Origin of the sequence: Methanobacterium bryantii, assembly GCF_002287175.1 — an archaeon.
Taxonomy (GTDB): Archaea; Methanobacteriota; Methanobacteria; order Methanobacteriales; family Methanobacteriaceae; genus Methanobacterium_D; species Methanobacterium_D bryantii.
The window spans coordinates 341,717-364,604 of record NZ_LMVM01000023.1; the positions used below are offsets into that span (position 1 = coordinate 341,717).

Genomic DNA, 22,888 nt, shown 5'->3' on the forward strand with positions numbered 1-22,888 from the left:
GTGGAATATCTCAAAAATCATATCATACTGGATTTTCTGCTGGTTATCCACCACTAATTCCAATCATAGTTATCTTCTGGAGAATGGATGCCAATAAGAAAAGGAGTATTCCATTAATAACAAGGATTCCTGCCATAATCAAGCCTGGAATGAGATAAGGTAAAAGCATTGTCAAACCAAAAACGATTGCCACAAAGTTCAGCAAAGTCTGGGTAAATGAAAGCTTTTTTGCAATAGGGGGCACTTCATCCAGTTGCGATGAAGGTTTTTTGATTTCATACAGTTTTGGCAGGAACTGTTTAATAAGGAGGATAACTCCCCCCAAGATATTCAAAATTCCCAGAAATATCCTAAGCACATCAGTTAGAAGCCCTGGAACGATGCACGAGAAAATTCCCAATGCTGCAAATACAATTCCTACTAATATAAGCAGCCATGAACGGTTATACTGACCAACTGGAGTAGAACCCAATGCCATCATCTGAATGGCAATGATGACCAGAAGCAAGCCGAGCTGACCATCTGGAGAAAATGGTATTAATCCAAGGTTTACTGGAAAAAGAAGAACGCCAAGAAGCGCCAGGAGAACTCCTAATAAAAGCAGTATTGCAGGCGTGAGATGAAGGGAAGTCTCATGAAAAAAGGCAAAAAGTTTTGATTTACTGCTATCTGAATTTAATTTACTAAGTAAAAGATCATCCTGTTCTTCAGGATATACCCTCGAAACTTTATGAATACACCATGAAAGATAGAAAAAACTAATTCCATAGATAATGAGAATCAATGCGGTCTGCGGGTCTGTTGTGATACCTGGAAACATTGTTATCAAACCCGAAATAAGAGTTATTACATAGACAATGCCGCAGGCAATTGTCAGCTGCTGCAGTATTCCCGGAACTTTTATCCATGTTTTCGCCTTTTCTTTAGATGCTAAAAGCTGTACAAGAAGAGCAATCCCTCCAGCAAAAAGGATTATTCCAACCAGCATTCTGACAAGCCATGAAAGGTAGCCTGGGACAAAACATGCCACCATTCCAATGATTGCCGCGCATATCCCTATTATAATAAGTGCCCATGAACGGCGGAAGTCGCCGAATGGAGTTTTACCCATAGTAATAATTTGAAAAGATACTATGACCAGGAAAAGGCCGTAAGTGCTGTCTGGAGCATATGGCAAATCCCCAGTATGAATTTTAAACAGGAGAAACCCAAATACGAGCATGAATACTCCAAAAACCATTAAAATAACGACTTCTATGGAGAAATCATATTCCTTTCTCATTTTTAAAAATGTTTTTTGCCCACCATCAGAAACCAATTTATATTCCTCTTTAAGTACCTCTGGAAAATAAAAACAGAGAGAAAATCAATTTTCCACCCTATATTTACCTACCAAACCTCCAAACCCTGATTGAAATGAGCAGTAAATATTTTACTTGGATCATCAGTCTCTGTTACATTGGGTATCTTTACGTTTCCAATGCTTCCAAAGCCTACTGGTACGTACAATATAAAATCCATAGGATCGGATCCTTTAGAAACCGCCTCAAAGTATACGTTAATAGCATTAGTATCTGATTCAATTTGATCAATACTTCCAGTGTATAAACCATTGTTTACCGTTTTATCTGCATAGCTAAATGCCATTCCATAAAGAGAGCTGAGATTAACTTGATCTGACAACTGAGTACCATATATACTGTTTGATAAAAAGGCCCATCTCGCCAGCTGCCAGCTAGGCCACATTCCACTTCCCCAGCTCATTCCAGGGACAAAAAGGTCTTTAATAACTGTTTCAGACTTCGACATTTCATATGCAAGAGTAGCAATCCACATTAACACATATTCCTGGGTGAAATCATGTTCCTGGAGGTTCCAGTTTTTATCACCATGTTTAAGTGAAAAATTTACCATCTGATAAAAAGGCCCCTTGAGTACCCCATAGTTATCTGTCATCTGAATATCCAACGCATGCGACAATATACCGAATCCAGGCGTCCAGATCCCCTTTCTCCCGTTTTCATCGTAATCGATGATACCATCACAGTTCTCGTCAAAGCTATCCATAAATTCCTTGAGGATCGATGACCCCAATAAGATATCGTGCGCTTCAGCATAGCTCAAAATAGTTTTTTGCATATCCCAAAGCATGCAGCTAGGATTATAATACATGTTCTCAGTCACCAGCTCGATGAACATTCTATTTTCAATCCTGCCGAGATGGCCTGCCACCGAAGCAAGGTGTGTGCCCGTTACACTGTCCCAACCAGTGACATAATACTGCTGCTGCCCCACACCTCTCTTTTCAACATGACTGTACAATTTATACCGGAAAAGAGGTGAATCAAGCCCTTCCACAGTTATTATATTTTTTCCTTCTACTTTTGCCACGGGAACATGACGTACAAACTCCGTGATCCAGTTATTCTCCTTTTTCAGCTTAATTCCTTCAGACATTGGAACAGTCTTAAAGCAGTATCTGGCACATAAAAGGTCCATTGCAACGCAGTCAAGGGATGACCAGATATATCCTTCAGGAATTCTAACAGCAATGCCCTCAGGGTTATGGTTAAGGTTGATCATGTTGATGGAATCAGAAATATGAATTATAAACACGCCCTGGTTCTGAACTGCTTTGATAACATCAGCTTGCGTTCCAGGCATCCCTGCAGTCTTTGTAACAATATATTCTCCCTTTTCATCCTTCACTGGAAGATTAGTAGCCCCATCTATCTCTACAACCCATGGCATATGAGGCAGCTTCCCCTTAAAACTCGGAGTCTCAGAAGAAGGTAATGCATATTCCCATGTATTATTATGTCCAGTACTTGAGTGGCACTGTGTTGGATAAAGACCTATACCTAAATTTTTAATTGCATTGGTGAGGAGGTCCTGAGCATGGATTTTCAGCTTAGGGACATTAATCAAGACACATCCAGGATAATCACTGATATCGCCAGTATTTTCAGGATCACCACCAATAATTACTTTATGCAGAGTAATCTCTGAGTAATTCTCCCCTCCAGGGACAGATACTGCCCTTCCCATGGATTGATCGTCAAGCTTGTTTAGATCATAGACCATCAACCGGTCCCCTGCTTTACCCGGAGGCAAATATCTACCTGCTACGCTATCTTCATAGCCGTTCATAGGATCGTCAGTATGGGATGGAGAATGATGATCACTAAGATACCTGCGAACGAAGTAGAAACCCCATCCCCCATAGAAATCTCCACACCGCCCTTCAAAAACCGCTTCTGATGTGACTGTTTTTCCTGCTTTTTGACTAAAAATAGTCGCACAAAGAAGGGAAGATGTAGAAGCTTCACCTAACGCCATCTGGTGGTACTCAATGGATAATTTGTCGTGAAACCATCTCATTAAAGCAGCTATTACTGACCAGTCTGTACAGATTGGAGCACCCAGATCTTCACCATGCGTATCTGGTTCAATTACCTGCGGCCCGACGAGGTTAGGCTTAAATAACAATTTTTTTCCAGACTTTACCTGTGACTGTACCTTTTCGATAAAATTCGTCTCCTGGTCAAGACAAGCAAGGGAATGATCAACATTGGCATAAATATAATCAATTTTTTTAACAATGGCATCCCATACCTCTGAATCATCTTCATTAATGACCTTTTGAAGGAGATCAGGGATCTCAGCATATGCCTTTGAAGGATCCATCCTGACACCACAAACTGGTGATCCCTGCGAATCCACTTTTTTCTTTCCGATACTTGAATCTACAGGAATTTCTTTTATATAATATCCATTTGCACTCATAATATCAACAATCCTTGAAATATTAGAAGTAAGATCCTTTCTTTTCATAGGATTCCCTGCGTTCATGGGCCATCTGCAATAGAAGTTTTTCTGCTTCAGGATTCCCTAGAACGTAGTTTTTCCAACCTCCTGTACCTGGCTCTTCAGGCACTATGATAATCCCTTTTTGCTCGGAAACCCTGTTTAGAATATCGACTGCCGCTTTGTCAGCAGGATATGCATCTTCAGGGATCTTTGCTTCATCATGAGTTTTACCGTCGATGGATTTTTTAAAGATGGGTGTTGCAACATCAGACGGACAGATAGTTGAAAAATAGATGCCTTTTTCTGCATACTCATATTTCAAGCATTCGGTAAGGCCTGTGACGCCAAATTTTGTAAGAGAATATAACGCCTGGAACGGGAACGGGATAATTCCTGCAACGGAGCTGGTATTGATGATATGCCCATATCCCTGTTTTGCCATAATAGGTACAGCAGTATTGACACCGTAAATGACACTCCAGAGATTAGTATCAATAATAGTTTTCCAATCATCCAGTGTAGCATCTTCAAAAGGCAGCGTACCTCCAACCCCTGCGTTGTTGAATAAGAAGTCCAAACGGCCCGCCTCAGCAGCAGTGTCTTTAATGGCCTTTTCCACCTGTTCTTGAACTGTCACATCCACAATAACTGTGTGAATTCTATTTTCATATTTTGAAAGTTGCTCCGCAGCACTTGCAACCTTTTCAGGATTACGTCCGGCCATATAGACAATAGCTCCTCTTTCTAAAAGCTCTTCACACAATGCATATCCAATACCAGAATTTCCACCAGTTACAATACAAACTTTATCCGTATAATACTCAGAATTACTCATTATACCACCTCTTAAATTATCACACATTACCCAAACATGCCATTCATTTTAAGATTCTAGCGCCAAATGCCCGAAGCGTAGCACTTCCCTCTGAAAATAAGGCGTTAATTATTCTTTTTATAGGTAAAGCAGCGAGACTGTTGATTATGTGGAACTGAACTGGATTTTGCATTGGAGTCATTTCAGTCCACTTAAGACGGGCATTTCCAATTTGTGCTGTTTCCATTTCCATGCCCTGAGGGTAAAGGATAAATTGACTTAATTCTGCTCCAGGAGCTCCAATTTTAGGAATATACCTCCACCCGATGGTGTTTAAAGATGAAGACTGTGCTTTTGCCTGTTCAAATTCATCGCCAGTCAGCTCACCAGTGGCTTCAAAATTCATGTTTAAAAAAGTGTTTCCAGCATAACTGGCTGTGGTGGCATAATGAGGTTTTAGGACATGGAGGTCTTCAATATCGGCAAAAATTTTAGGAATCCCTGTTTGTTCACGTCCCCCCAAGATAGGTGCAGTGTTGTTTTCCCAGACCACCAGCGAATAATTTCCATCCAGTTGTTCATTTTTCCCATTAAATCTGACCGGCGCTGAAACATCAATCAGATTGTAATGCCCACCCTGCATCCAGTTAATTTCTGTGAATTTATTGAAGGCGACCTGAATTTCAGGAGCACTTAATTCAAATCCTTCAGGGATATAATTTTCAAGAAGTTTCTGGTCAGTTTCGTATCTTATCAACAGAGCTGTTGATTTTTGGGTAAGTTTTGCCTCCGGGTCAAACTTACCTCCGCCGAAATGAGCCGGCATTAAATATGTAAAATCTTTTTGCGTTTTAAACATATTATATACTCCTATACCACTTAATTAATTAATTTAATAATATGTTGTATGATATTTAAATATTTATGTTATTACTGACATTAAAAGCCATTTAAATTAATTTTTAATAAATATTAATAAATATTAAATCTATAAATGCGTAAATTTAAATTATAAAATCCATATTTAATTTAAAAATACATTATATACCACTTTATAATCTAAAAACATTTTATAAGCCAAAATATTAAATTAATTTTTAATCGAAATATTTATGGATTTATTGAGATTCCAATATCCTAAATTCAATAAAAAAATGACATATACTCATTTTAATCCATTATAAACTCTTTGAAAAGTCTTTGGTTTAATTTGAATTATTCCAAAATTCAGCCCGTGACATAGTAAAAAATTTTGACCAAAATTATTTCTGATTTAAATAATATATTTATCATGAAAAGTAATAGAAAAAGGGCCTTAAGCGACTGTTTTAACAATTAAACAGGAGATAAAATGAGAACTGTTGTTTATATTGCAACAAGCCTTGACGGGTTTATTGCCCGGCCGGATGGAGATATAGAATGGCTAGTTAATATTCCCAATCCAGATAACAGCGACTTTGGGTATGGCGAGTTTATAGCAGGGATTGATGCAATTTTAATGGGCAGAAATACGTATGAAACTGCTTTGAGCTTTGATTCATGGCCGTATAACAGGCAGGTATTTGTTCTAAGCAATATTTTAGAGAGCGTTCCCCACCAATTATATGGCAAAGCAGAAATAATTAACGGGAACTTAAAAGACATATTAAAGCGCCTTGAAGTTAGGGGAATCAAAAATTTATACGTCGACGGCGGCAGGACCATCCAGTCATTTTTAAAAGAAGATTTAATTGATGAAATGATAATTACCACGGTGCCTATTTTACTGGGCGAAGGTATTCCTTTGTTTGGGCATTTAGATGAGGATTTGAAGTTTAAGTGTGAGAAGGTCGAGTTTATAAGTGAGTATTTGATTAAGCATTATTATAGAAGGGATAAATAAGAACGAAAGAATAAATAATTTTTATTTAAATATAAAAATATTCGAATTTAGTTAATGCGTTATGATTCACCAACAGGAATACTAAAATAGAACACACTGCCCTCACCAAACGTAGATTCAACCCAAATCCTACCACCATGCCTCTCAACAATCCTCTTCGCAACGGAAAGCCCAATCCCAGTCCCAGGATACTCATCTCGCGTATGCAAACGCTGAAAAATGGTGAAAATGCGGCCAAAATACTGTTCTTCTATACCAATCCCATTATCAGAGATTGAAAACACATATTCATTCTTCTCATGGTCACAGGCAACAGAAATATGGATTTTTGGAGGTTCATTTTCTTTTCTAAATTTTATGGCATTTGTAATCAGATTTTGAAACAACAATAAAAGCTGGCTCTCATCACCAAACACCACTGGAAGAGGGTCATGTGTAATTTCAGCACGGCTCCTTTCAATTAAATCATTTAAGTTAACAAGTACATCATTTAGTTCTGACTCTATGTGTATGGCCCGGAACATTTCCTGCTTTGTTCCAACCCTCGAGTACTCCAGCAAATCCATGATCATCTGCTTCATCCGCACGCTGGCATCAACTATGTAGTCCATGAACTCATCAGCATCATCATCAAGCTTTCCTTTGTAGCGCCTTGCCATCAATTGAGTAAAACTGGCAATAGTCCTGAGGGGTTCCTGAAGGTCATGAGAAGTAACATATGCAAACTGCTGTAATTCCTCATTTGAACGCTTTAGTTCATCCAAAAGTGCCTTAATTTCCTCTTCCGCTTTTTTGTATCCTGTGATCTCCGATGCAACACCTACAATCCGAGATATTTCCCCAGATTCATCCATAATAAGGAAAGACTGCATCCATACCCATATAATCTTGCCGTCAGGCCTTATTACACGGTACTCAAAACCTTCTTTGGCTTCATCAATGTTATCAAATCCGTTCCAGATCATTTCAACTGTTCGATCCCTGTCTTCAGGGTGTATGGCCTCAATCCATGATTTATGGTTTTCGTATAAGCTCTGGCAGGTGCGACCCCACACCCACTGGTACACCGGGCTTACATATATTACTTCACCAGTTTTAGGGTCGATGACCCAGAACACTTCCCCCATATTCTCTGCTATTTGTCTGAATTTCTCTTCACTTTCTTTCAATGCATTTTCTGTTTTTTTACGCTCAGTGATATCATTACAACTTACTAAAATTTCTGGAGGAGCACTTCCTTTTTTAAGTAAAGTTGAATGGACTTCAATCCAGTGAATTTTACCATTCCGTTCTGCTATCCTTGATTCAAACGGTTCAACAGGTTTGCCATTTGCTAATTTAGAAATCCGTTCAATATGTGCATTCATTCCCGCTTTAGGCACAAAATCTAACTCTGTAAAAGGTATACCAATTAGCTTTTCCCGCGGCATCCCTGCAAATAATTCTGTTTTCTTATTAAAATTTTTAATTGTGCCATCCAATCCTAAAAGAACTGTGTAAGTAGGAGATAATTCAAAAAGAGCCTCATAATATTCTTGGCTTTCTTTTAAAGATTCAAAAATGTGTTTAGGGATAATTACATGGCTTCCCATATCTATAATTGATTCTGATTTAGAAGAAAATTCAATGAACTCTTTTAAAATATTTTTACTCTCTTTGAATTCATTTAGAGTCTTTTTAGGCGAATTTTCTCCCATAATTCCATCCTGCATATTTTTTTATGCATCCTTTAAACTCAATTAATCAAAATGTTATACTATCTCACATAAGTTTTTTATGACTTGACTTTAAATTAGAAAAAATAATGAAAAAGAGCAATTTAGACCAGTTATTTAACTAAAAACAAATAAATAGTTGATTAAAGTAAAAATAGGAATATCTAACTATTTTAATTTTTTAACATCGCCTATGCTTTAGTATTTCCAAAACTAATCAATATGTAACCAATATATTATGATAACCCACTACAAGCTATTAAAATATAGTGAATGCTCAAATATTTTTGACGCTATTTAATAATATAATTTGTTTATGCGGTTTAATCCTCTAAAAAATATTGAAAATATTTTTTAGGGTTTCGGAAAATTAGAAATTTTCCTCAATTTAAAGACTTAAATTTAATCAATTATCCCAAAGTTATAAGTTTAAAAAGTTACCTCATTCACTATAAAAATAATGATTAGACAGTTTACCAGCATCTATCCCCATTTACAAACTTTTCCACACCTTTCTCTTTAAGGACATCTAAATTTTTAATATGTGCATCACCGTGGGTTGCATTCAAGAAATTAAGCTTTTTACAGCTTTTAAACTCGCCGCATTCCCAGCAGCCCATAATTTCTTTTTCACCACAGCATTTTCTAATTTCACAAAAAGCTGGGCCTCCCCCGTCCCCGCAGCCTTCACAGGTTAGTCTTTTTAAGGTTTTTAATACATCTACAAAGCTGTCATAGTTTTTAAATTCGTTAAAAAAAGGAATTGCAGCAAAATGGTCCGCATTCTTTTTAAAATTTGTATTATCAAGTTCTTCATTAAGTTTTCCCGCTAAAGACGCTATTTTTCCATTATAGCCGTAACAGTCCCCACAGTACAGGCCGCAGCATGTAATCAGTTTTTCGTTTCCCATTTTAATCACTGAAATCAGTTTTTTAGAACATAGATATAAAACTATGGTATGCGAAATTCATTAAACTAAAATTAAATGCAGCAGTTGCTTAAATATGTCAAAAAATGTTTTGTATTTTTGCAACCTGAAATATTTTCAATTATACAAGTATTAGGAAAAAAACCGTTTAATTAAAATTTTTAATTCAAATATTCAATTAGATAAAATAGATTCAAGCACATGCAACCATAAACTTAAAAACATTAAAGGGAAAATTCAAGTAAATATAAACTTTAATGGGGAGATTAAATGGACTGGAAAATTATAGGAATAAGTGCTTTAATTAATGCAATTATAACTAGTGTTTTATCGTTGATATTCTTCCCTCTAGCTTTTTTAGGTCCTATTATTGGAGGATTTCTAGCATCTTACCCCAGTCAAGGGTTTGAAGACTATGAAGGAATGGATGAAAAAGATGGCGCTGTTGTAGGGGCAATTTCAGGCTTAATTGGTGGTTTAATAATTACTTTAATACTTGTCCTGGGCTTTGGAAATATAAGTGCCGTTGGATTAAAAATAGGGTTAGACAATGTCCTAACTACAGGATATATTGTCCTTCAATTATCCATAGTTATAAGCCTGGTTCTAAGTTTGATAGGAGGCGTTATTGGGGTTGTAGTCAAAAGGTGACTTTAAACTTACTCCAATTTAATGCCTAAAAAACATTTTTCCAAGTTTTAATTAGTTACTAATTTTATCTGAATATATGCTGTTTACCTATTAACCTTAAAAAGAACTTTCTACCTCATTAATTAACTTTTTGCTAGATTCAATTATATCCAATGCAATTTTTTCATCATAAATGTAGCTGTAATCTGCCATTTCTCTTGCTTTCATAGCAGCATCAAAATCTAAGAAAATATCATCACTTATAATTCCATAATTTACAAAAAGATTTTTAATTGCAAATTTAAGTCCAGAATGGCTTTTTTCTTTATAACCTCTGCTAAAAAGGAGCCCCCTAAAAGCATGGAACATGGAATAATAACTTTGAACTATAGCCCACTTGTAATTTCCTGATTTAATAGAATTTTCTGCAGATTCTAAATCATAGCGGGATTCTTTAAGCTCTTTTTCAATTAGTTCATAATCGATGCAAATCTGCACTATATTCCCTTTTTTGTATCGATTATAGTTCATTTGCATTCTCCTTTTTTAGTCAAGATTATTTGTTAAACTAGTTAAATCATTGAAATCATGTCATTTCAATATTTTATTCTTTTTGAGTCCTATTGTCCATTACAATTACTGTTAACAATATGAATTACAAAAATCTGTTCTATTATTTTATCAGTTGCAGAATAATTTTATTATTTCCTATTAAATACAAATGGAAAGACTTAATTATTAGTTTTTCAGAGATTTCATTCAAAATATAAAATTTGGATAATGATAGAAATTTAGTTCGCTATACAATTCTATAACGAAGCATGCGAAAATCTCTGATTTTGGAGGGATTTTTTGAGGATTTTGGCAGTATCCAGCATAATTTTTTATTTAAAATCTGTACCATTTACCAAAAAATAGACTTTCAAAAAGTAAAAAATAGATCATTCCACTGTTTTCTCACTTAAACTTTCTTCATTCAGCTTCTTTTTTATTCGCTCCAATGCTTTTGATAGTTCAAGGCTCGAATTAATATGATCTGCTATAAAATCAGTGATAAGGTCTTCATCATTAATTTCTTCATTTTTAGCATACCCTATGATGGCCAATAATGATTCCTGCCACGCTTGATATTCCTTTGTAGCTGCAAATTCATTTATCAAATCATCGTTACTCATATACATCACCCCCATTTGCTTAATTCCCCAATTAAGATTATAATAGAATAGATTTAAGTTAAATTTTAGGTGAAAACCCGCTAAAAAATTTTAAAAACATTTTATATTACTCTGACTTTTTATAGTAATAATTATTACTAATTTAGTAAAAAATTAAGATCGTAAAATAGTTAGAATAACTCCAATTAAAGGTATTTAAAAAGCAAAAAACCAATGTTCATTCCGACTCAGCAGGGGCAAAAACTCCTCATTCAAGAAATTAAGGCCTTTTCCACTCGTTCAAGTAGTACAAAGAATTTTAGTTATTTTGCACACTCCTAAAAGTTTCACTGATTTTAACCGGCTGGTTTTCTGGATTCAACTAAATATAGCTACAGCAGACCACCAATACAACAATAAACTTGTCCCTGCACAATAATGTCTCCAATATTAAAAAGCGCACATTTTGGCATTTTACCTTTTCCCATTAATTATTACAACTTTTTATTTTTCCACGTAAAATTATGATGGTTAACTATGAAAATTAATCTTTATGGAGGTATTTAATAGATATTGGAGCAATTCTCATAAGTGGAGGCACTATTTTAACGCTCCAGTTATGTACACATGTACTCTAGAGGAAAAAACGGCCTAATTACCCCTAAGTTCAGGATACTGATCTTCAAAACTATAAAAAGATTCATTTTTACCATGGAATATCGACATTTTAGAGCCCCTCCCACTTCATACCTGAACTGTACAGGTAACTCCTAACTCCATTCTTTCTGGGAGGGGTTCCCACATTCATCTAAAAAAATAAAGCGTTTCTGTTTAGTCTTTATATTACTTTAAAAATAATAATTAGGCATTTAACCACAATCGCCAATAAAAGTACTGTACTCAAATATAAATAAGATTAGTGCCACATATAAACTTGTTATGAACGTTTTAATCGTTGAAAATGAATCCAGCACTATTTTAGACTTAAAAGCAACTTTAGGGAGCTTAGGACACTCAGTAGTTGCTGTAGCTTCAAGTGGGAAAGAAGCAGTTCAAAAAGTAGGAAATTTAAACCCAGATCTAGTTTTAATAGATATAAAATTAAAGGGTGAAATGAGCGGCGTGGAAGCTGCAAACAAAATAAAGGATCTCTATAAAATTCCAGTTATATTCCTGACTATTTTTATTAAAAACTGCCTGATTAAATCATTCGGGCTACCTGAAGATGCTGTTGTTTTAAATAAGCCTGTGAAGCAGGAACATTTAAAATACGGGATCTCAAGAGCTTTCTCCAAAATTAAATGAATATTTAAACCTTTAAAAAGTAATATTTTTATCATATATATAACATACTACGTATAATGAAACTCCAAATTTACAGAACTGATGATTGTCCTAAATGTGGACTATTTTGGAAAAATCTAAAAGAAGCAGTAAAAGAGCTTAATTTAGATGAAAAAATAGAAAGAATTGATTTAGAGCATGCCATAAAGATGAACATAACTAGCTGTCCTGCACTAATTATAAACGGAGAAATAAAATCCATGGGAACGTTGTTATCAGTCGAAGAATTAAAAAAAATGTTAAAAGAGAATATGTAACATTTAACTAATTATTAGAGGGGATATCTCACATAAACCAACAGAATGAATGAAACAACCATTTGTATTTCATGATTAATTAAAAAATAGCTGGTTTTAATTGTTTATTAACTAAATAAACATCCTTTATAATCACATTGAAGACACCACATCATTATAATATTATCAGTTGAAATCTACATCAAATGTGATAGCACTGCAATTCTTGAAATATATCTTTTATTTTAACAGAAAACATTTATATCACCTGCAATTAAATATTTGGTTATTTAGAAGGTGAAAATTTGAAGATAATTATTTTTGGTGCTACAGGTATGGTCGGTTCAGAGGTAGTTCGCCAGGCGATCAAAAAACAGGATATTAACGAAATTACAGCAGTTGTGCGTAATCCCTTAAGTATTGATGATCCAAAGCTAAAAACAATCTTAAAAACTGATTTTTTAGATTATACCGATTTAATACCTGTTTTTAAAGAGGTAGATGCATGTATATGGTGCCTTGGTATTTCACAAAACCAGGTAAGTAAAGAAGAGTATGAGATAATTACTTATGAATATGCTGTTGCGGCAGCTAAAACTATGCTTGCAGCTAACCCTGCAGTAACTTTTGTTTTTTTAAGTGGACAGGGGGCAGATTCCTCTGAAAAAAGCAGAATTCTTTTTGCAAGAATAAAAGGAAAAACTGAAAATGCATTAAAAGAATTAAATTTTAAAGAGCTGTATATAGCCCGGCCTGGAGGAATTATACCAACATATCCCAAGACCAATGAATCTATTCTCAAGAAAATAACAGTAGGATTCATTAAAATTTCAGGTAAGATTGTCCCATCCACCGTGATAACTTCCAAGCAACTAGCGCAAGCCCTGCTTTACGTGGCTGAAAAAGGCAGTGATGCAATTACACTTGACAATAAATCACTCCAAAAGTTAAGTGCAAATTAAATTTAGTGTTTTTTTTTATGATTTTGCAAAATAGAACTAACATTCCCCACGTCAAAAGTAATAACATCAAGTTATATAATAATAAATAGAAGATGTTTGAAGGTAAAACCATGAAATTTCAAAGGGGAAGTATATTCAGACCAGAAAAAGATTACTATAAAGAAGCGGGAATTTTATTGTTAATAAGTTGTTTACAATTTTTTTTGGCAGTTAACCTAGCCGAAACACAGTTTCCAGGCTACAGCATTGCTAAAAACACATTAAGTGATTTAGGGGGTACATTACCCCCTGTAGAACCATCAGCTATGATTTTTAACCTCAGCGTTATTATCATGGGGATTCTTGTACTTGCAGCAGTTTATTTAATCCTCAAAAGTGGAGGCTGCCGTTTATTTTCATCCTGTCTGGCCATCGCCGCCGCAGGTGCTTTAGGGGTAGGACTATTCCCTTCATATACTGGAAGCACACATGCATTCTTTTCAGTAATTGTATTCCTATTTGGAAGTTTAGCTGTCATTTTTTCCTATAGATTGGGATTAAATATACCCATGGTTGTAGTTTCATTAGTAACTGGCTTATTTTCTCTCATGTTAATCCTATCATTCGCTGTAATTTATGGAAATAATCCTTTTGCAGCATATTTAGGTTTAGGCGGTGCTGAAAGGTTTATTGCATACCCCACTCTTTTATATATCATAGGCCTTGGGGGCTACCTTACAAGCAGGGGAAAAGACTGGGTTCGGATAAGGTTTACTAAAGGGTACTGGTAATATTTTAGTAATTAAAATCCATCACAGCATACTTATCTATTTAAAATCAATAAATATCTTTTTTACATTAAAGTATAATTAAAGAAGTTGAAAACATCTTCTTTAGATCTAAAAACTTAAAAAAGTTACAAACTAACAGCTTTAAAAATTAAAAAATAGAATATTCAGCACGTCAAAAGCAGTAATGAATCCTATTTGGAAATTTTCTCCTTATCATGTATTCTAGAACTCATTCTAGCCGTAAGTATTTTTTTAGCCCTTAAAAGGTTTTCATCAGGGTTTTCGGATTTCTCAATTGCATCTTCAACTTCCTTAAGCACTTTCTTAAAGTCTTTACCTCTGCTTTCACGCGCCTTTTTTAAAAGGTCTTTAGATCTATAACCTTCTTCCGTATTTTGAGGTGTCATTTTTTATAATCCTGTAAATTTGATCATCATATTAAATTATATATTTTTAATAATAAGTACTATTTCATATATCTATTCTTCTTTTAAGGATTCCGTTAGACAGTACTCAGAAAAAATTTACAGTAAATTTTAAAAAGGAACATATAACGCTTTATTTAATCTAAATAATAGATAACATTTATTTCTTTCGAGATTCCAGCAAACCAATAAAACTATCCAAACCATCCTTACTGGATTCTATTATATCTATAGCAGAGTCCAGTTCATCATCTTTAACTTTCTGATCTACCCTTAACCTGTGAATAATAAACCCAATAATGGAGAGTATTGCCATAAAAATCAAGATATAAAAAATTAAAGCCAACACATAAGGTAAAGTGTCCATGTTATCCATTGTAATAAACGATAAAATAAAAAGTACTAAAAATGCACTGCTAAAACAAGCTGCAATGATCAAAAGCAATTTTTTATCGTCATTTTTATCTCTAAATGCAGAATACGCAGCTATAGATAATGAAGCCCCCGCTAAACTAAAAACCAAAAATTCAGGAATTAAAACATTAATATCCATCCTTTTTACTCCTTTTTAATTTTTACTTTTATTTTTACATTTATTAACGCATAATAATTAATTAATCCAATAATAGATAAAATTGCTGTAAAAATCAGAATATAAAAAATTAAAGCTAACATATAAGGTAAAGTATCCAAGTTACCCCTTGTAATAAATGATAAAATGAAAATCACTAAAAATGCACAGTTAAAACAATATGCAATGATCAAAAACAATTTCCTATCGCTATCTCTAAATGCTGAATACGCAGCTATAAATAATGAAGCCCCTGCTAAACTAAAAACCATAAATTTCGGAATTAAAGCCGTGATGTCCATTTTTACTCCTTTTAATCTTTTATTTTTCTATTTATTAACCATAAAATACTGGAATGTTAAAAATTATATCTTATTCATTGTAACACTGCTGGTTTAACACTTCATCTTTAGTTAATAATTGAGCGTGTTCCAACATTTCATTAAACGCATTAACATAAATTTTTATTAATCCCGGATTGCTATTTTTAACACCGACTGATCCCCTGCTTTCATTGTGCCTATGAGGCTTTTCTATATATAAATGACCATTATTAAACTTACGAAAAACTGAGTTTTTCGAGGGCTCCAATAAATTCTGCGAATTTATTGAGAGAATCATGAAGTGTTTAATAGGTCTTATTGGCAAAATAAAGTATTTAACGCTTTTATATTTATCAAGAAGTGTGTAAATTTCAGTTTTATCTTCACAAAAGATTTTAGGTCCAGCTATAATTGTTATTAATCTAAATTTATGATTAATTGCGTGTTTAACTATCTCTTGAGTATCTTCGCTGAATTCTCCAACCACCAATTTGAGTTCCAATTCTCCCGTAATTTTTCCTTTATTTTTTAGGTTCTTCAGCTCTTCAATCAGATTAAATCTCCAAACTCTTTTTTTAAATCGTTCATCACTGTGAAAAAGGATAATTTCATTTCCATATTGCACATTGCCCGGAGGATTATGCCTGTAAATTAATTTAATTAAGACAATAACCATACAAAATGCAAATAAACTGACTAATGTTAAAACTATAAGATAATTAATCTGGATTTTCTGCACCCTCTAGATATCACAAAATGTGATATATTTTACACTTGAAGTGTATGTCTCATCTTACTAATAAATTCTCCGAAACGTATCAGAAAGATTACAACAAAAAAACTAATTTGATAACTATAATCCAAAATAGTAAAAAAACTAATTTAATGTTTTATAAATGCAGTTAAGCTTTATAAGTCCAATTTATCCATGTTATCCCTATTTAAGCCTATTTTGAAGCGCTGTTTAAAATATTTTCCAGATATTTTTTAGTCCTTTCCTCAAAGATACTCTTTCTATGCTTGACAGCATCACCATAATCTGATATAACCTTCTTCTTATTTTTAACACCCGTAAATGACAGTAAAGCCATTAAAGTGCTTAAAATAGCCCCAAATAAAACAACTCTATGTATCCCTGTTGTTAAATCAACTGCTGCACCTGAAAATAACTGATTTTGAAGCATGAGCTGTGAAGATATAGCAGAATTTATCAAAAGTCCTGCATAACAAACAGCAAAAACCATGCCCATATCCCTTACAGTTGCAATAATACCCGATGCCATCCCTGCATTTTTGTGGGACAGTGTTGACATCAATGTTTTATTTGCAGGGGCCTGAAATAATGCCGTACCAAGTCCAAGAAGTGCAAGGCGCCAGAAAACATCTATGACACTGGAAGAAACTGTAATTTGAGTCATTAAAAGCATTGCAGCTATGCAAATAACTGATCCAAAGAAAACTGGAATCCGTGACCCTACTCTATCCGACAAAGAACCACTTACAGTGGCCATAAACATCATAACTATAGGTGAAGCAGTTAAAACCATACCTGATATACTTGAGCTAAGATGCAAGACTTTCTGCAGGTAAAAAGGCATTGCAAAAAGCATCATGTACATGCATATATAATTTAAGTGCAAACACGCGTTGAATGCTGAAAATACTTTATTTTTAAATAATTTCAGTTCTATTATCGGGTTTTTTGATTTTAACTCAGTATGTACAAATATAACAAATGCCATCACCGCGAAAAGCCCCATAATAGCTGCAGTTGTGTAATTTGAGCTTTCTATAAGATTCAATGCATAAATTATCAGGAACAAATAAGTAAATTGAAGTATCGTTCCAGGAATATCCCACTGGACTTCATTAGATTCGCCACGTTTAAGCGTGAAATAGCAGATTCCAAATGCCAGAATTCCAACAGGAATATTTATCAAAAATATAGATCTCCAGCCAAAAAGACCATTCATGATTCCACCTATTGCAGGTCCAAATGCTAAACCTGCTGCAATAGCTACAGAGTATATGCCCATTGCTTTTCCAAGGTAACGCAGTGGAAATGATTTTTCAATGATAACCATTGAAACTGAGAGGATCATAGATGCTGTAACCCCCTGCAATCCCCTGAATATAATTAAAGCTGTAATTGAAGGAGATAAACTGCAAAGTAACGAAGATATTACAAAACCAATAAGTCCCCAAAGAAACAGGCGTTCATGGCCATAAAAATCTCCAAATCTAGCAAAAAACAGCACCAGACCTATAAACATGATCAGATAAGAAGTCAAAACCCATTCTGCTGTGGCCACATTAACCATGAAAAATTCAGCTATCTGAGGAAGGGAAACATTAGTTATACTGGCATTTATTGGAACCATTAAAGCGCCTATTGAAACAGCCAGAAGAATTCTCCATTTTTTACCATATTCATCCGTCGTACCAAGACCTTACAACTGGTGAAGTTAAAAAACAGCCTATGTCATACCGCATACGGCATGAAATTTGATTTTTAAGATTAAAAGAGCAGTTATGTATTTTTAATATATTTTTTTGCGTTTTCGGGATTCTGTAAAAAAAAATTGCATTGAAATCCAATTTTAGTTGCACCTTCTATTTCTAGACCTTTTTCAGGAACTATACATTTTATTAATAGACTTTATGGTATACTTTTCAGGATATATAAATGTTCTCCAGATTTTATACATACCATCCATGCAACTTTTGAGTTACAGTTTCAAAAGTTGGCCCAAACAAGAAAATATTATTATGCAGTGCGTTCTCTATTTGAACAACTTGCATGCATTCAGACTTCAATTTAGCACATTCAGACATAATTTCAGGTACATCACGCGATCCATAAATAATCAATGATCTACTTTCATCAGGCTGAAATTGTGGAAGATCATTTAAAATATTGAATACAGTACATTTAGACTCGCGTACCCTATAATCCCTTCGTTCCTCAAGTAATTCCTTAGTTTTAGGACTGAATGTTCTGTTCAATGCAGGAGATATCCCAATAGCATAATCTGCACTGCTAATAAGTGAAAGACGCCCACCTAATGAATAGCCCACTGCAGTTACTTTCCCAAAAGGTCTAAAATGTGAAATAGCCGTTTCAATATCCAAAAGAATATCTCCATCCAGATCAAGCAGGTGTTCACCATGACCCCTAAGATCTATAGCCCCTACTACAAATCCTTTTTCTGCTATATGCCATGCAACGCCCATCATCTCTTCTTTTAAACCGCCGTAACCATGGACAGCTACAACCGCTCCTATGGGGTTTGGAGGTTTAAAAGTTACACATGGAACTTTTAAACCGTTGCCGTTAATTATTTCTCTTTCAATTTCCATTTTTAGTGTACCATCTTTTAAAAAATATAATTTAAAAGTACTTAATCCGCTTTAACCAGCTTCTTACCTATTGCCCTGGCTTTTTCAAGGACATCTTTCTTGTCATTAACTGCCCCCGGAGCATTATTATCCTGTGAACTCAACATATCAACGACATTATATCCAAGGAACCCAAACATGTCTCTTGTAGAGTTATAATATCCTTCAAATGTGTTTTCATCAGGATTACCCTGAGTAAATACCAGTGCCATATCTTTTTTGCCGTATTTTTCTTCAAAACCAGTCATGAATAAAGCATAAAGTCGGTCTGTGAAGAGTTTTGCCTGGGCAGTCATCTGCCACATGTAAATTGGAGATCCAAGTACGAAAGCATCTGCTTCTTTTAGTTCTTTATAAATCTCCTGCATATCATCATCTGTAGCACATTCGCCATCATTGCTTTTACAATGCATACATGCCTTACACGGAGCTATAGCCATTTTATCAAGGTTGAAACTTTTTGTTTCTGCACCCACATCACCTGCTCCTTTAAGCATTTCTTCAACAAGAATTTCCGTATTACCGCCCTCTCTTGGGCTCCCTATAAATCCAAGTACCTTCATCTTTTTTGCCTCCATTTAAAAAATAAACATATTGATCTTTTCATTAACTGCTCTTAAAAAAGCTTTTATATTATGCAGTAAGAGAGTCTAACTAATAAATCAAGATGGATACCTTAAAGTTATCTCTCAAATTCCATTCGATGTCTGTTTGGAGTTAGTTAAGTAGATTTTGTAACTATTAAGTGACTAAGTAACCAGTTAGTAACCGGGTGAAAATATATGGCTAATGAAATGACATGCGATAGCTTCTGTCCTGTAAGTAAAGCGTTAGTATTTATCAGTAAAAAATGGAGTATTGAAATAATTCGGGACATGTTCTTTGGTAAGAAACGTTTTAAAGAATTTAAAGAAGGCAAACCTAATTTAAGCAACAAAGTTTTATCTGATTGTCTTAAAAATCTGGAAAATAACGGGATTATCCAAAAGAAAATAATTAATTCAACACCCATTTCTACAGAGTACTATTTAACTGAACGCGGGAAAGCATTAAATAAAGTCATATACGAACTAGCTGTTTTTGCTTTGGAAGACTGTGAAGATGACGAGTATAAAGAAGAATCCACCCGTATAAGAATAAAACAGGATTTTAGGGAAACTTTACAGATAAATGATCAATGATTATAACGATGATTCAATGATTTCGCAGCTCAAACACGAGCATTCCCCAACCAAAGATTTTTGAAATGTTTTTACATGTCTCGAAAACAGTGTTTTCCCCGGCTTTTTCAAGGAAAATATGGGGCAGATCAACACACAATGATAAAAGAAGAATTTCAGGGAAACTTTACAAATAGATGATTAACTACTGATTATCTAACTAAAAAGAGGTATATATTGGCTAAAAACGACTTAATTTCAGAAATATCTGATAAAAATGTAGATGTAGACAAATTCGCTGAAATTGTAATTAATAACGAGTCCATACATCAGAGAATGATAAATCAGATGTTAAACAACATATATAATTGTATACTACCATTCATATAACGTTTAGCTAAAGCAACTGAATTAAATCCGGAATTATTCTATAACTACTGGATGATTTCGCTTCACTGTTAGATCACAAGAATTCGTATCATCGAGATTTTGGTCTACATAATGCTAATTTAACGAAGGTAGATAATGAAGGTAAATTTTCATCTGCATCTAAAAGTTATTTTAAACGTATGAATGATGCCAAATTCATGCCTGCACGCCACTGCATCCAGAATACAGCAAAAATTCTGGCAAAAGAGAACTAACGGAAGATATTTTAGATATTTTATTAAATATGGATGAATTATGTAATTTTTCCGGAAAACAAAAAGCTTTACTAAAATCCGATGTTATAGCTGTATTTGACAAATTTTACGAACAAATAGACAGGAAAGAGAGGATAAATAAATTTGTCAAAGCTGAATTGGGCAGTATTAGCCCAAAAACTAAAAAAAGAGCCAGAGAATTCATTTCGAAGTATGAAATTTAAAAATTTTTAATTGAGTTTAAGGAGATTCTATGAAAACATGGAATACAAAAAGTTGCACAATTTATCAACTTTTAGAAGGAAGAAGTAACTCTTTTTTAATCAATTCACAAAATAATTACATTCTGATTGATACTGGCCGTGCAAATTCATGGAAAAAATTAAGCAGCAAACTTGACGAAATTCTAGGTAAAAATAAATTATCCGGTTTAATATTAACCCACGCTCATTTCGACCACGTGGAAAATACGGCTAAGATAAAGGAGAAATATAAATCCAGAATAATTGTTCATCAAAGCGAATTAGAATATATTATGCAAGGTAACAGCCCATTACCCAAGGGAAGTAACTTAGCCACAGGATTTATGGTTAATGTACTTGGAAAAAAGTTGCAATCTAAATATCAATATGAAAAGGTTAATCCAGATATTATTGTAGGTGAAAAATATGATTTAATTGATTTTGGGTTCAATGCATATATTATACATACTCCCGGCCACTCAAAAGGATCTATGAGTATTATTATTGATAATGAAATTGCCGTTGTAGGTGATGCCATGTTTGGAGTTTTTGGAAATTCTATATACCCCCCTTTTGCTGATGATCCTGAAACTATGATTAAAAGCTGGAATAAATTAATCAATACTAATTGTGATTTGTTTTTACCGGGTCATGGGAAAGAAATCAGCCAAAAATTATTGGAAAGCCAATATGAAAAGTATAAATAAAAATTATAAACGCAACAAATATTAATGTATTAAGTTAAGATAGAATACCATCATTTAAGGTTTGTAGGTGTCCCAATGATTTCTAATCTTAAAAAAATGTCATTTTCAACGGTAATTCCACTTATAATAATATTAACACTTCTTTCTCTTGGAATTTTAATTCCAATAATTTCTATGGTGATTTTTGGAGCTATTTTAGCCTATTACGTCAGGTACATATCCAAAAAAATCAGACCTTATGTTAAATACAATACTCTATCTGTTTTTTTGGGAATGATTATACTTGCCATCCCGGTTATTTTGCTGTTATATTTCACATTCAGTCAATTTTTAAGTATTGCCGGATCCTTTTTCGGATCGCTTCAACAGGCAGCTACAGGCAATTCTACAATGAATCTACCTCAAATAACTGATGCTGTACAGAATCTCGGCCTTCCGGGCAACATTTCACATGGCATTGATGAAACTATAAAATCATCCATCACTCAATTTATATCTTACATTGCTAAATTAGCAGTCGATTTAGTGAGTTCCCTTCCAGGCATTGCTGCACAGCTCCTTATACTGATCTTTTCGATATTTTACTTTGCCCGTGATGGAGACAAAGTAATGGCATATATAACAGATATCATCCCCGATAAGGACAAAGAATTCTACCAGCAGATATTTAACAGTGCCGATGATGTTCTCAAAAGTATTATAGTTGGTAATGTTATCCCTGCAGCTATCCTTGGTGTGCTGTCTGGAATCCTGTATTTCTTCCTCGGATATCCTTATGCAGTATTACTAGCCATTATAAGTGGAATAGCAATGTTTATACCCATTATTGGCCCATGGATAGTCTATGGAATCCTTGGAGTTTTCAGTGTCCTTTTAGGGAACACTTTTCAGGGAATTATGGTCATTTTCTTCGGCTGGATAATCGAAACTTCAACCGACTTTTATATCCGGCCCAGAATTTCAGTTCAATACTCAGAAGTTCATCCGCTGGTCTTTTTACTTGGATTTATTTATGGAGCGGTGACAATGGGCATTCCAGGCTTATTTATAGGGCCTTTGATACTGGGAATTACTTATGCAGCTTTTAAAATTTATCGAAAAGAAAAAGTGAAGTCAAAAAACACCCAAAATTAAAACTATTTTTTAGTTTTGAAAATGGTCAATTGTCATC

Annotated in this window: 26 protein-coding genes; 12 read left to right on the plus strand and 14 right to left on the minus strand. The window is 34.2% G+C overall.

Annotated features, from left to right (window positions below; all coding sequences use genetic code 11):
- Window positions 1-43 precede the first annotated feature (43 nt).
- The 4 genes from ASJ80_RS10245 to ASJ80_RS10260 form a co-directional block, all read right to left on the minus strand.
- Complete coding sequence (locus tag ASJ80_RS10245; protein WP_218105031.1) at window positions 44-1,318, minus strand: DUF308 domain-containing protein; 1,275 nt, start codon at window positions 1,316-1,318, stop codon at window positions 44-46.
- 71 nt (window positions 1,319-1,389) lie between these two features.
- Complete coding sequence (locus tag ASJ80_RS10250; RefSeq protein ID WP_218105032.1) at window positions 1,390-3,834, minus strand: DUF362 domain-containing protein; 2,445 nt, start codon at window positions 3,832-3,834, stop codon at window positions 1,390-1,392.
- Complete coding sequence (locus tag ASJ80_RS10255) at window positions 3,809-4,645, minus strand: SDR family NAD(P)-dependent oxidoreductase (protein WP_069582791.1); 837 nt, start codon at window positions 4,643-4,645, stop codon at window positions 3,809-3,811. Before ASJ80_RS10255 ends, ASJ80_RS10250 begins: the two co-directional genes overlap by 26 nt.
- A gap of 43 nt (window positions 4,646-4,688) precedes the next feature.
- Entirely contained in the window at window positions 4,689-5,483 is a 795-nt protein-coding gene (locus ASJ80_RS10260; RefSeq protein WP_069582792.1) for an acetoacetate decarboxylase family protein, read from the minus strand.
- A 492-nt stretch (window positions 5,484-5,975) separates the two neighbouring features.
- On the opposite strand from ASJ80_RS10260, the gene ASJ80_RS10265 reads away from it, so the two are divergent.
- Window positions 5,976-6,506, plus strand: a complete 531-nt coding sequence (locus ASJ80_RS10265; protein ID WP_069582793.1) for a dihydrofolate reductase family protein — start codon at window positions 5,976-5,978, stop codon at window positions 6,504-6,506.
- Window positions 6,507-6,565: 59 nt separating this feature from the next.
- Here the strand turns inward: ASJ80_RS10265 and ASJ80_RS10270 are convergent, their stop codons facing one another.
- A complete protein-coding gene (locus ASJ80_RS10270; RefSeq protein ID WP_069582794.1) occupies window positions 6,566-8,203 on the minus strand; it encodes a sensor histidine kinase in 1,638 nt (545 codons plus the stop codon).
- A 491-nt stretch (window positions 8,204-8,694) separates the two neighbouring features.
- The gene (locus tag ASJ80_RS10275; protein WP_069582795.1) at window positions 8,695-9,132 is read right to left on the minus strand and encodes a DUF3795 domain-containing protein; all 438 of its coding nucleotides are present in this window, start codon (window positions 9,130-9,132) and stop codon (window positions 8,695-8,697) included.
- 288 nt (window positions 9,133-9,420) lie between these two features.
- Here ASJ80_RS10275 and ASJ80_RS10280 point away from each other — a divergent pair, with 288 nt between their 5' ends.
- The gene (locus tag ASJ80_RS10280; protein WP_069582796.1) at window positions 9,421-9,801 is read left to right on the plus strand and encodes a DUF5518 domain-containing protein; all 381 of its coding nucleotides are present in this window, start codon (window positions 9,421-9,423) and stop codon (window positions 9,799-9,801) included.
- Between the two features lie 96 nt (window positions 9,802-9,897).
- On the opposite strand, the gene ASJ80_RS10285 is transcribed toward ASJ80_RS10280, so the two are convergent.
- On the minus strand, window positions 9,898-10,311 hold the full coding sequence (locus ASJ80_RS10285) for a HEPN domain-containing protein (protein WP_069582797.1): 414 nt from the start codon (window positions 10,309-10,311) through the stop codon (window positions 9,898-9,900).
- 410 nt (window positions 10,312-10,721) lie between these two features.
- Complete coding sequence (locus tag ASJ80_RS10290; RefSeq protein ID WP_069582798.1) at window positions 10,722-10,955, minus strand: hypothetical protein; 234 nt, start codon at window positions 10,953-10,955, stop codon at window positions 10,722-10,724.
- A 918-nt stretch (window positions 10,956-11,873) separates the two neighbouring features.
- Between ASJ80_RS10290 and ASJ80_RS10295 the strand changes: the two genes are divergently transcribed.
- The 4 genes from ASJ80_RS10295 (at window position 11,874) to ASJ80_RS10310 (ending at window position 14,246) form a co-directional block, all read left to right on the plus strand.
- Window positions 11,874-12,239 carry a response regulator gene (locus tag ASJ80_RS10295; protein WP_069582799.1) on the plus strand — a complete coding sequence of 122 codons (366 nt, stop codon included), beginning with the start codon at window positions 11,874-11,876 and terminating at the stop codon, window positions 12,237-12,239.
- 56 nt (window positions 12,240-12,295) lie between these two features.
- Window positions 12,296-12,535 carry a thioredoxin family protein gene (locus tag ASJ80_RS10300; protein WP_069582800.1) on the plus strand — a complete coding sequence of 80 codons (240 nt, stop codon included), beginning with the start codon at window positions 12,296-12,298 and terminating at the stop codon, window positions 12,533-12,535.
- A 284-nt stretch (window positions 12,536-12,819) separates the two neighbouring features.
- Window positions 12,820-13,476 (plus strand): NAD(P)H-binding protein, encoded by a 657-nt coding sequence (locus ASJ80_RS10305; RefSeq protein WP_069582801.1) that lies wholly within the window; start codon window positions 12,820-12,822, stop codon window positions 13,474-13,476.
- A 110-nt stretch (window positions 13,477-13,586) separates the two neighbouring features.
- Window positions 13,587-14,246 carry a DUF998 domain-containing protein gene (locus ASJ80_RS10310; RefSeq protein WP_069582802.1) on the plus strand — a complete coding sequence of 220 codons (660 nt, stop codon included), beginning with the start codon at window positions 13,587-13,589 and terminating at the stop codon, window positions 14,244-14,246.
- Window positions 14,247-14,437: 191 nt separating this feature from the next.
- Here ASJ80_RS10310 and ASJ80_RS10315 read toward each other — a convergent pair whose 3' ends face one another.
- Together ASJ80_RS10315 and ASJ80_RS10320 are read right to left on the minus strand one after the other, a co-directional pair.
- Window positions 14,438-14,653 carry a hypothetical protein gene (locus ASJ80_RS10315; RefSeq protein WP_069582803.1) on the minus strand — a complete coding sequence of 72 codons (216 nt, stop codon included), beginning with the start codon at window positions 14,651-14,653 and terminating at the stop codon, window positions 14,438-14,440.
- Window positions 14,654-14,831: 178 nt separating this feature from the next.
- Window positions 14,832-15,224 carry a hypothetical protein gene (locus ASJ80_RS10320; RefSeq protein ID WP_069582804.1) on the minus strand — a complete coding sequence of 131 codons (393 nt, stop codon included), beginning with the start codon at window positions 15,222-15,224 and terminating at the stop codon, window positions 14,832-14,834.
- A gap of 165 nt (window positions 15,225-15,389) precedes the next feature.
- Here ASJ80_RS10320 and ASJ80_RS16655 point away from each other — a divergent pair, with 165 nt between their 5' ends.
- Complete coding sequence (locus ASJ80_RS16655; RefSeq protein WP_141705151.1) at window positions 15,390-15,641, plus strand: hypothetical protein; 252 nt, start codon at window positions 15,390-15,392, stop codon at window positions 15,639-15,641.
- On the opposite strand, the gene ASJ80_RS10330 is transcribed toward ASJ80_RS16655, so the two are convergent.
- The 4 genes from ASJ80_RS10330 to ASJ80_RS10345 form a co-directional block, all read right to left on the minus strand.
- Window positions 15,615-16,241, minus strand: coding sequence for a hypothetical protein (locus tag ASJ80_RS10330; RefSeq protein ID WP_069582849.1), 627 nt, complete (start codon window positions 16,239-16,241; stop codon window positions 15,615-15,617). The genes ASJ80_RS16655 and ASJ80_RS10330 overlap by 27 nt on opposite strands.
- Window positions 16,242-16,512: 271 nt before the next feature.
- Entirely contained in the window at window positions 16,513-17,976 is a 1,464-nt protein-coding gene (locus tag ASJ80_RS10335) for an MFS transporter (protein WP_069582806.1), read from the minus strand.
- 289 nt (window positions 17,977-18,265) lie between these two features.
- The gene (locus ASJ80_RS10340) at window positions 18,266-18,925 is read right to left on the minus strand and encodes an alpha/beta hydrolase (protein ID WP_069582807.1); all 660 of its coding nucleotides are present in this window, start codon (window positions 18,923-18,925) and stop codon (window positions 18,266-18,268) included.
- Between the two features lie 41 nt (window positions 18,926-18,966).
- On the minus strand, window positions 18,967-19,542 hold the full coding sequence (locus ASJ80_RS10345) for a flavodoxin family protein (RefSeq protein ID WP_245837558.1): 576 nt from the start codon (window positions 19,540-19,542) through the stop codon (window positions 18,967-18,969).
- A gap of 204 nt (window positions 19,543-19,746) precedes the next feature.
- On the opposite strand from ASJ80_RS10345, the gene ASJ80_RS10350 reads away from it, so the two are divergent.
- From ASJ80_RS10350 to ASJ80_RS10365, 5 genes are all read left to right on the plus strand, one after another.
- Window positions 19,747-20,145, plus strand: a complete 399-nt coding sequence (locus ASJ80_RS10350) for a winged helix-turn-helix transcriptional regulator (RefSeq protein ID WP_245837559.1) — start codon at window positions 19,747-19,749, stop codon at window positions 20,143-20,145.
- A 216-nt stretch (window positions 20,146-20,361) separates the two neighbouring features.
- Window positions 20,362-20,514 (plus strand): hypothetical protein, encoded by a 153-nt coding sequence (locus ASJ80_RS17080; protein ID WP_176720180.1) that lies wholly within the window; start codon window positions 20,362-20,364, stop codon window positions 20,512-20,514.
- A gap of 283 nt (window positions 20,515-20,797) precedes the next feature.
- A complete protein-coding gene (locus ASJ80_RS17085; RefSeq protein WP_069582809.1) occupies window positions 20,798-20,992 on the plus strand; it encodes a hypothetical protein in 195 nt (64 codons plus the stop codon).
- Between the two features lie 29 nt (window positions 20,993-21,021).
- Window positions 21,022-21,717, plus strand: coding sequence for an MBL fold metallo-hydrolase (locus ASJ80_RS10360; protein ID WP_069582810.1), 696 nt, complete (start codon window positions 21,022-21,024; stop codon window positions 21,715-21,717).
- A gap of 75 nt (window positions 21,718-21,792) precedes the next feature.
- The gene (locus tag ASJ80_RS10365; protein ID WP_069582811.1) at window positions 21,793-22,851 is read left to right on the plus strand and encodes an AI-2E family transporter; all 1,059 of its coding nucleotides are present in this window, start codon (window positions 21,793-21,795) and stop codon (window positions 22,849-22,851) included.
- Window positions 22,852-22,888: the final 37 nt, after the last annotated feature.

Excerpts from the sequence above, each read along its gene's own strand:
- ASJ80_RS10300 (WP_069582800.1), top strand. The coding sequence starts at position 12,296 with ATGAAACTCCAAATTTACAGAACTGATGATTGTCCTAAATGTGGACTA.
- ASJ80_RS10330 (WP_069582849.1), bottom strand. The coding sequence starts at position 16,241 with ATGGTTATTGTCTTAATTAAATTAATTTACAGGCATAATCCTCCGGGC.
- ASJ80_RS10280 (WP_069582796.1), top strand. The coding sequence starts at position 9,421 with ATGGACTGGAAAATTATAGGAATAAGTGCTTTAATTAATGCAATTATA.
- ASJ80_RS10320 (WP_069582804.1), bottom strand. The coding sequence starts at position 15,224 with ATGGATATTAATGTTTTAATTCCTGAATTTTTGGTTTTTAGTTTAGCG.
- ASJ80_RS10365 (WP_069582811.1), top strand. The coding sequence starts at position 21,793 with ATGATTTCTAATCTTAAAAAAATGTCATTTTCAACGGTAATTCCACTT.
- ASJ80_RS10265 (WP_069582793.1), top strand. The coding sequence starts at position 5,976 with ATGAGAACTGTTGTTTATATTGCAACAAGCCTTGACGGGTTTATTGCC.
- ASJ80_RS10275 (WP_069582795.1), bottom strand. The coding sequence starts at position 9,132 with ATGGGAAACGAAAAACTGATTACATGCTGCGGCCTGTACTGTGGGGAC.
- ASJ80_RS10260 (WP_069582792.1), bottom strand. The coding sequence starts at position 5,483 with ATGTTTAAAACGCAAAAAGATTTTACATATTTAATGCCGGCTCATTTC.
- ASJ80_RS10310 (WP_069582802.1), top strand. The coding sequence starts at position 13,587 with ATGAAATTTCAAAGGGGAAGTATATTCAGACCAGAAAAAGATTACTAT.
- ASJ80_RS16655 (WP_141705151.1), top strand. The coding sequence starts at position 15,390 with ATGAAAATCACTAAAAATGCACAGTTAAAACAATATGCAATGATCAAA.
- ASJ80_RS10345 (WP_245837558.1), bottom strand. The coding sequence starts at position 19,542 with ATGGAGGCAAAAAAGATGAAGGTACTTGGATTTATAGGGAGCCCAAGA.
- ASJ80_RS17085 (WP_069582809.1), top strand. The coding sequence starts at position 20,798 with ATGGATGAATTATGTAATTTTTCCGGAAAACAAAAAGCTTTACTAAAA.
- ASJ80_RS10340 (WP_069582807.1), bottom strand. The coding sequence starts at position 18,925 with ATGGAAATTGAAAGAGAAATAATTAACGGCAACGGTTTAAAAGTTCCA.
- ASJ80_RS10270 (WP_069582794.1), bottom strand. The coding sequence starts at position 8,203 with ATGGGAGAAAATTCGCCTAAAAAGACTCTAAATGAATTCAAAGAGAGT.
- ASJ80_RS10360 (WP_069582810.1), top strand. The coding sequence starts at position 21,022 with ATGAAAACATGGAATACAAAAAGTTGCACAATTTATCAACTTTTAGAA.
- ASJ80_RS10350 (WP_245837559.1), top strand. The coding sequence starts at position 19,747 with ATGGCTAATGAAATGACATGCGATAGCTTCTGTCCTGTAAGTAAAGCG.
- ASJ80_RS10315 (WP_069582803.1), bottom strand. The coding sequence starts at position 14,653 with ATGACACCTCAAAATACGGAAGAAGGTTATAGATCTAAAGACCTTTTA.
- ASJ80_RS10290 (WP_069582798.1), bottom strand. The coding sequence starts at position 10,955 with ATGAGTAACGATGATTTGATAAATGAATTTGCAGCTACAAAGGAATAT.
- ASJ80_RS10295 (WP_069582799.1), top strand. The coding sequence starts at position 11,874 with ATGAACGTTTTAATCGTTGAAAATGAATCCAGCACTATTTTAGACTTA.
- ASJ80_RS10285 (WP_069582797.1), bottom strand. The coding sequence starts at position 10,311 with ATGAACTATAATCGATACAAAAAAGGGAATATAGTGCAGATTTGCATC.
- ASJ80_RS10255 (WP_069582791.1), bottom strand. The coding sequence starts at position 4,645 with ATGAGTAATTCTGAGTATTATACGGATAAAGTTTGTATTGTAACTGGT.
- ASJ80_RS10250 (WP_218105032.1), bottom strand. The coding sequence starts at position 3,834 with ATGAAAAGAAAGGATCTTACTTCTAATATTTCAAGGATTGTTGATATT.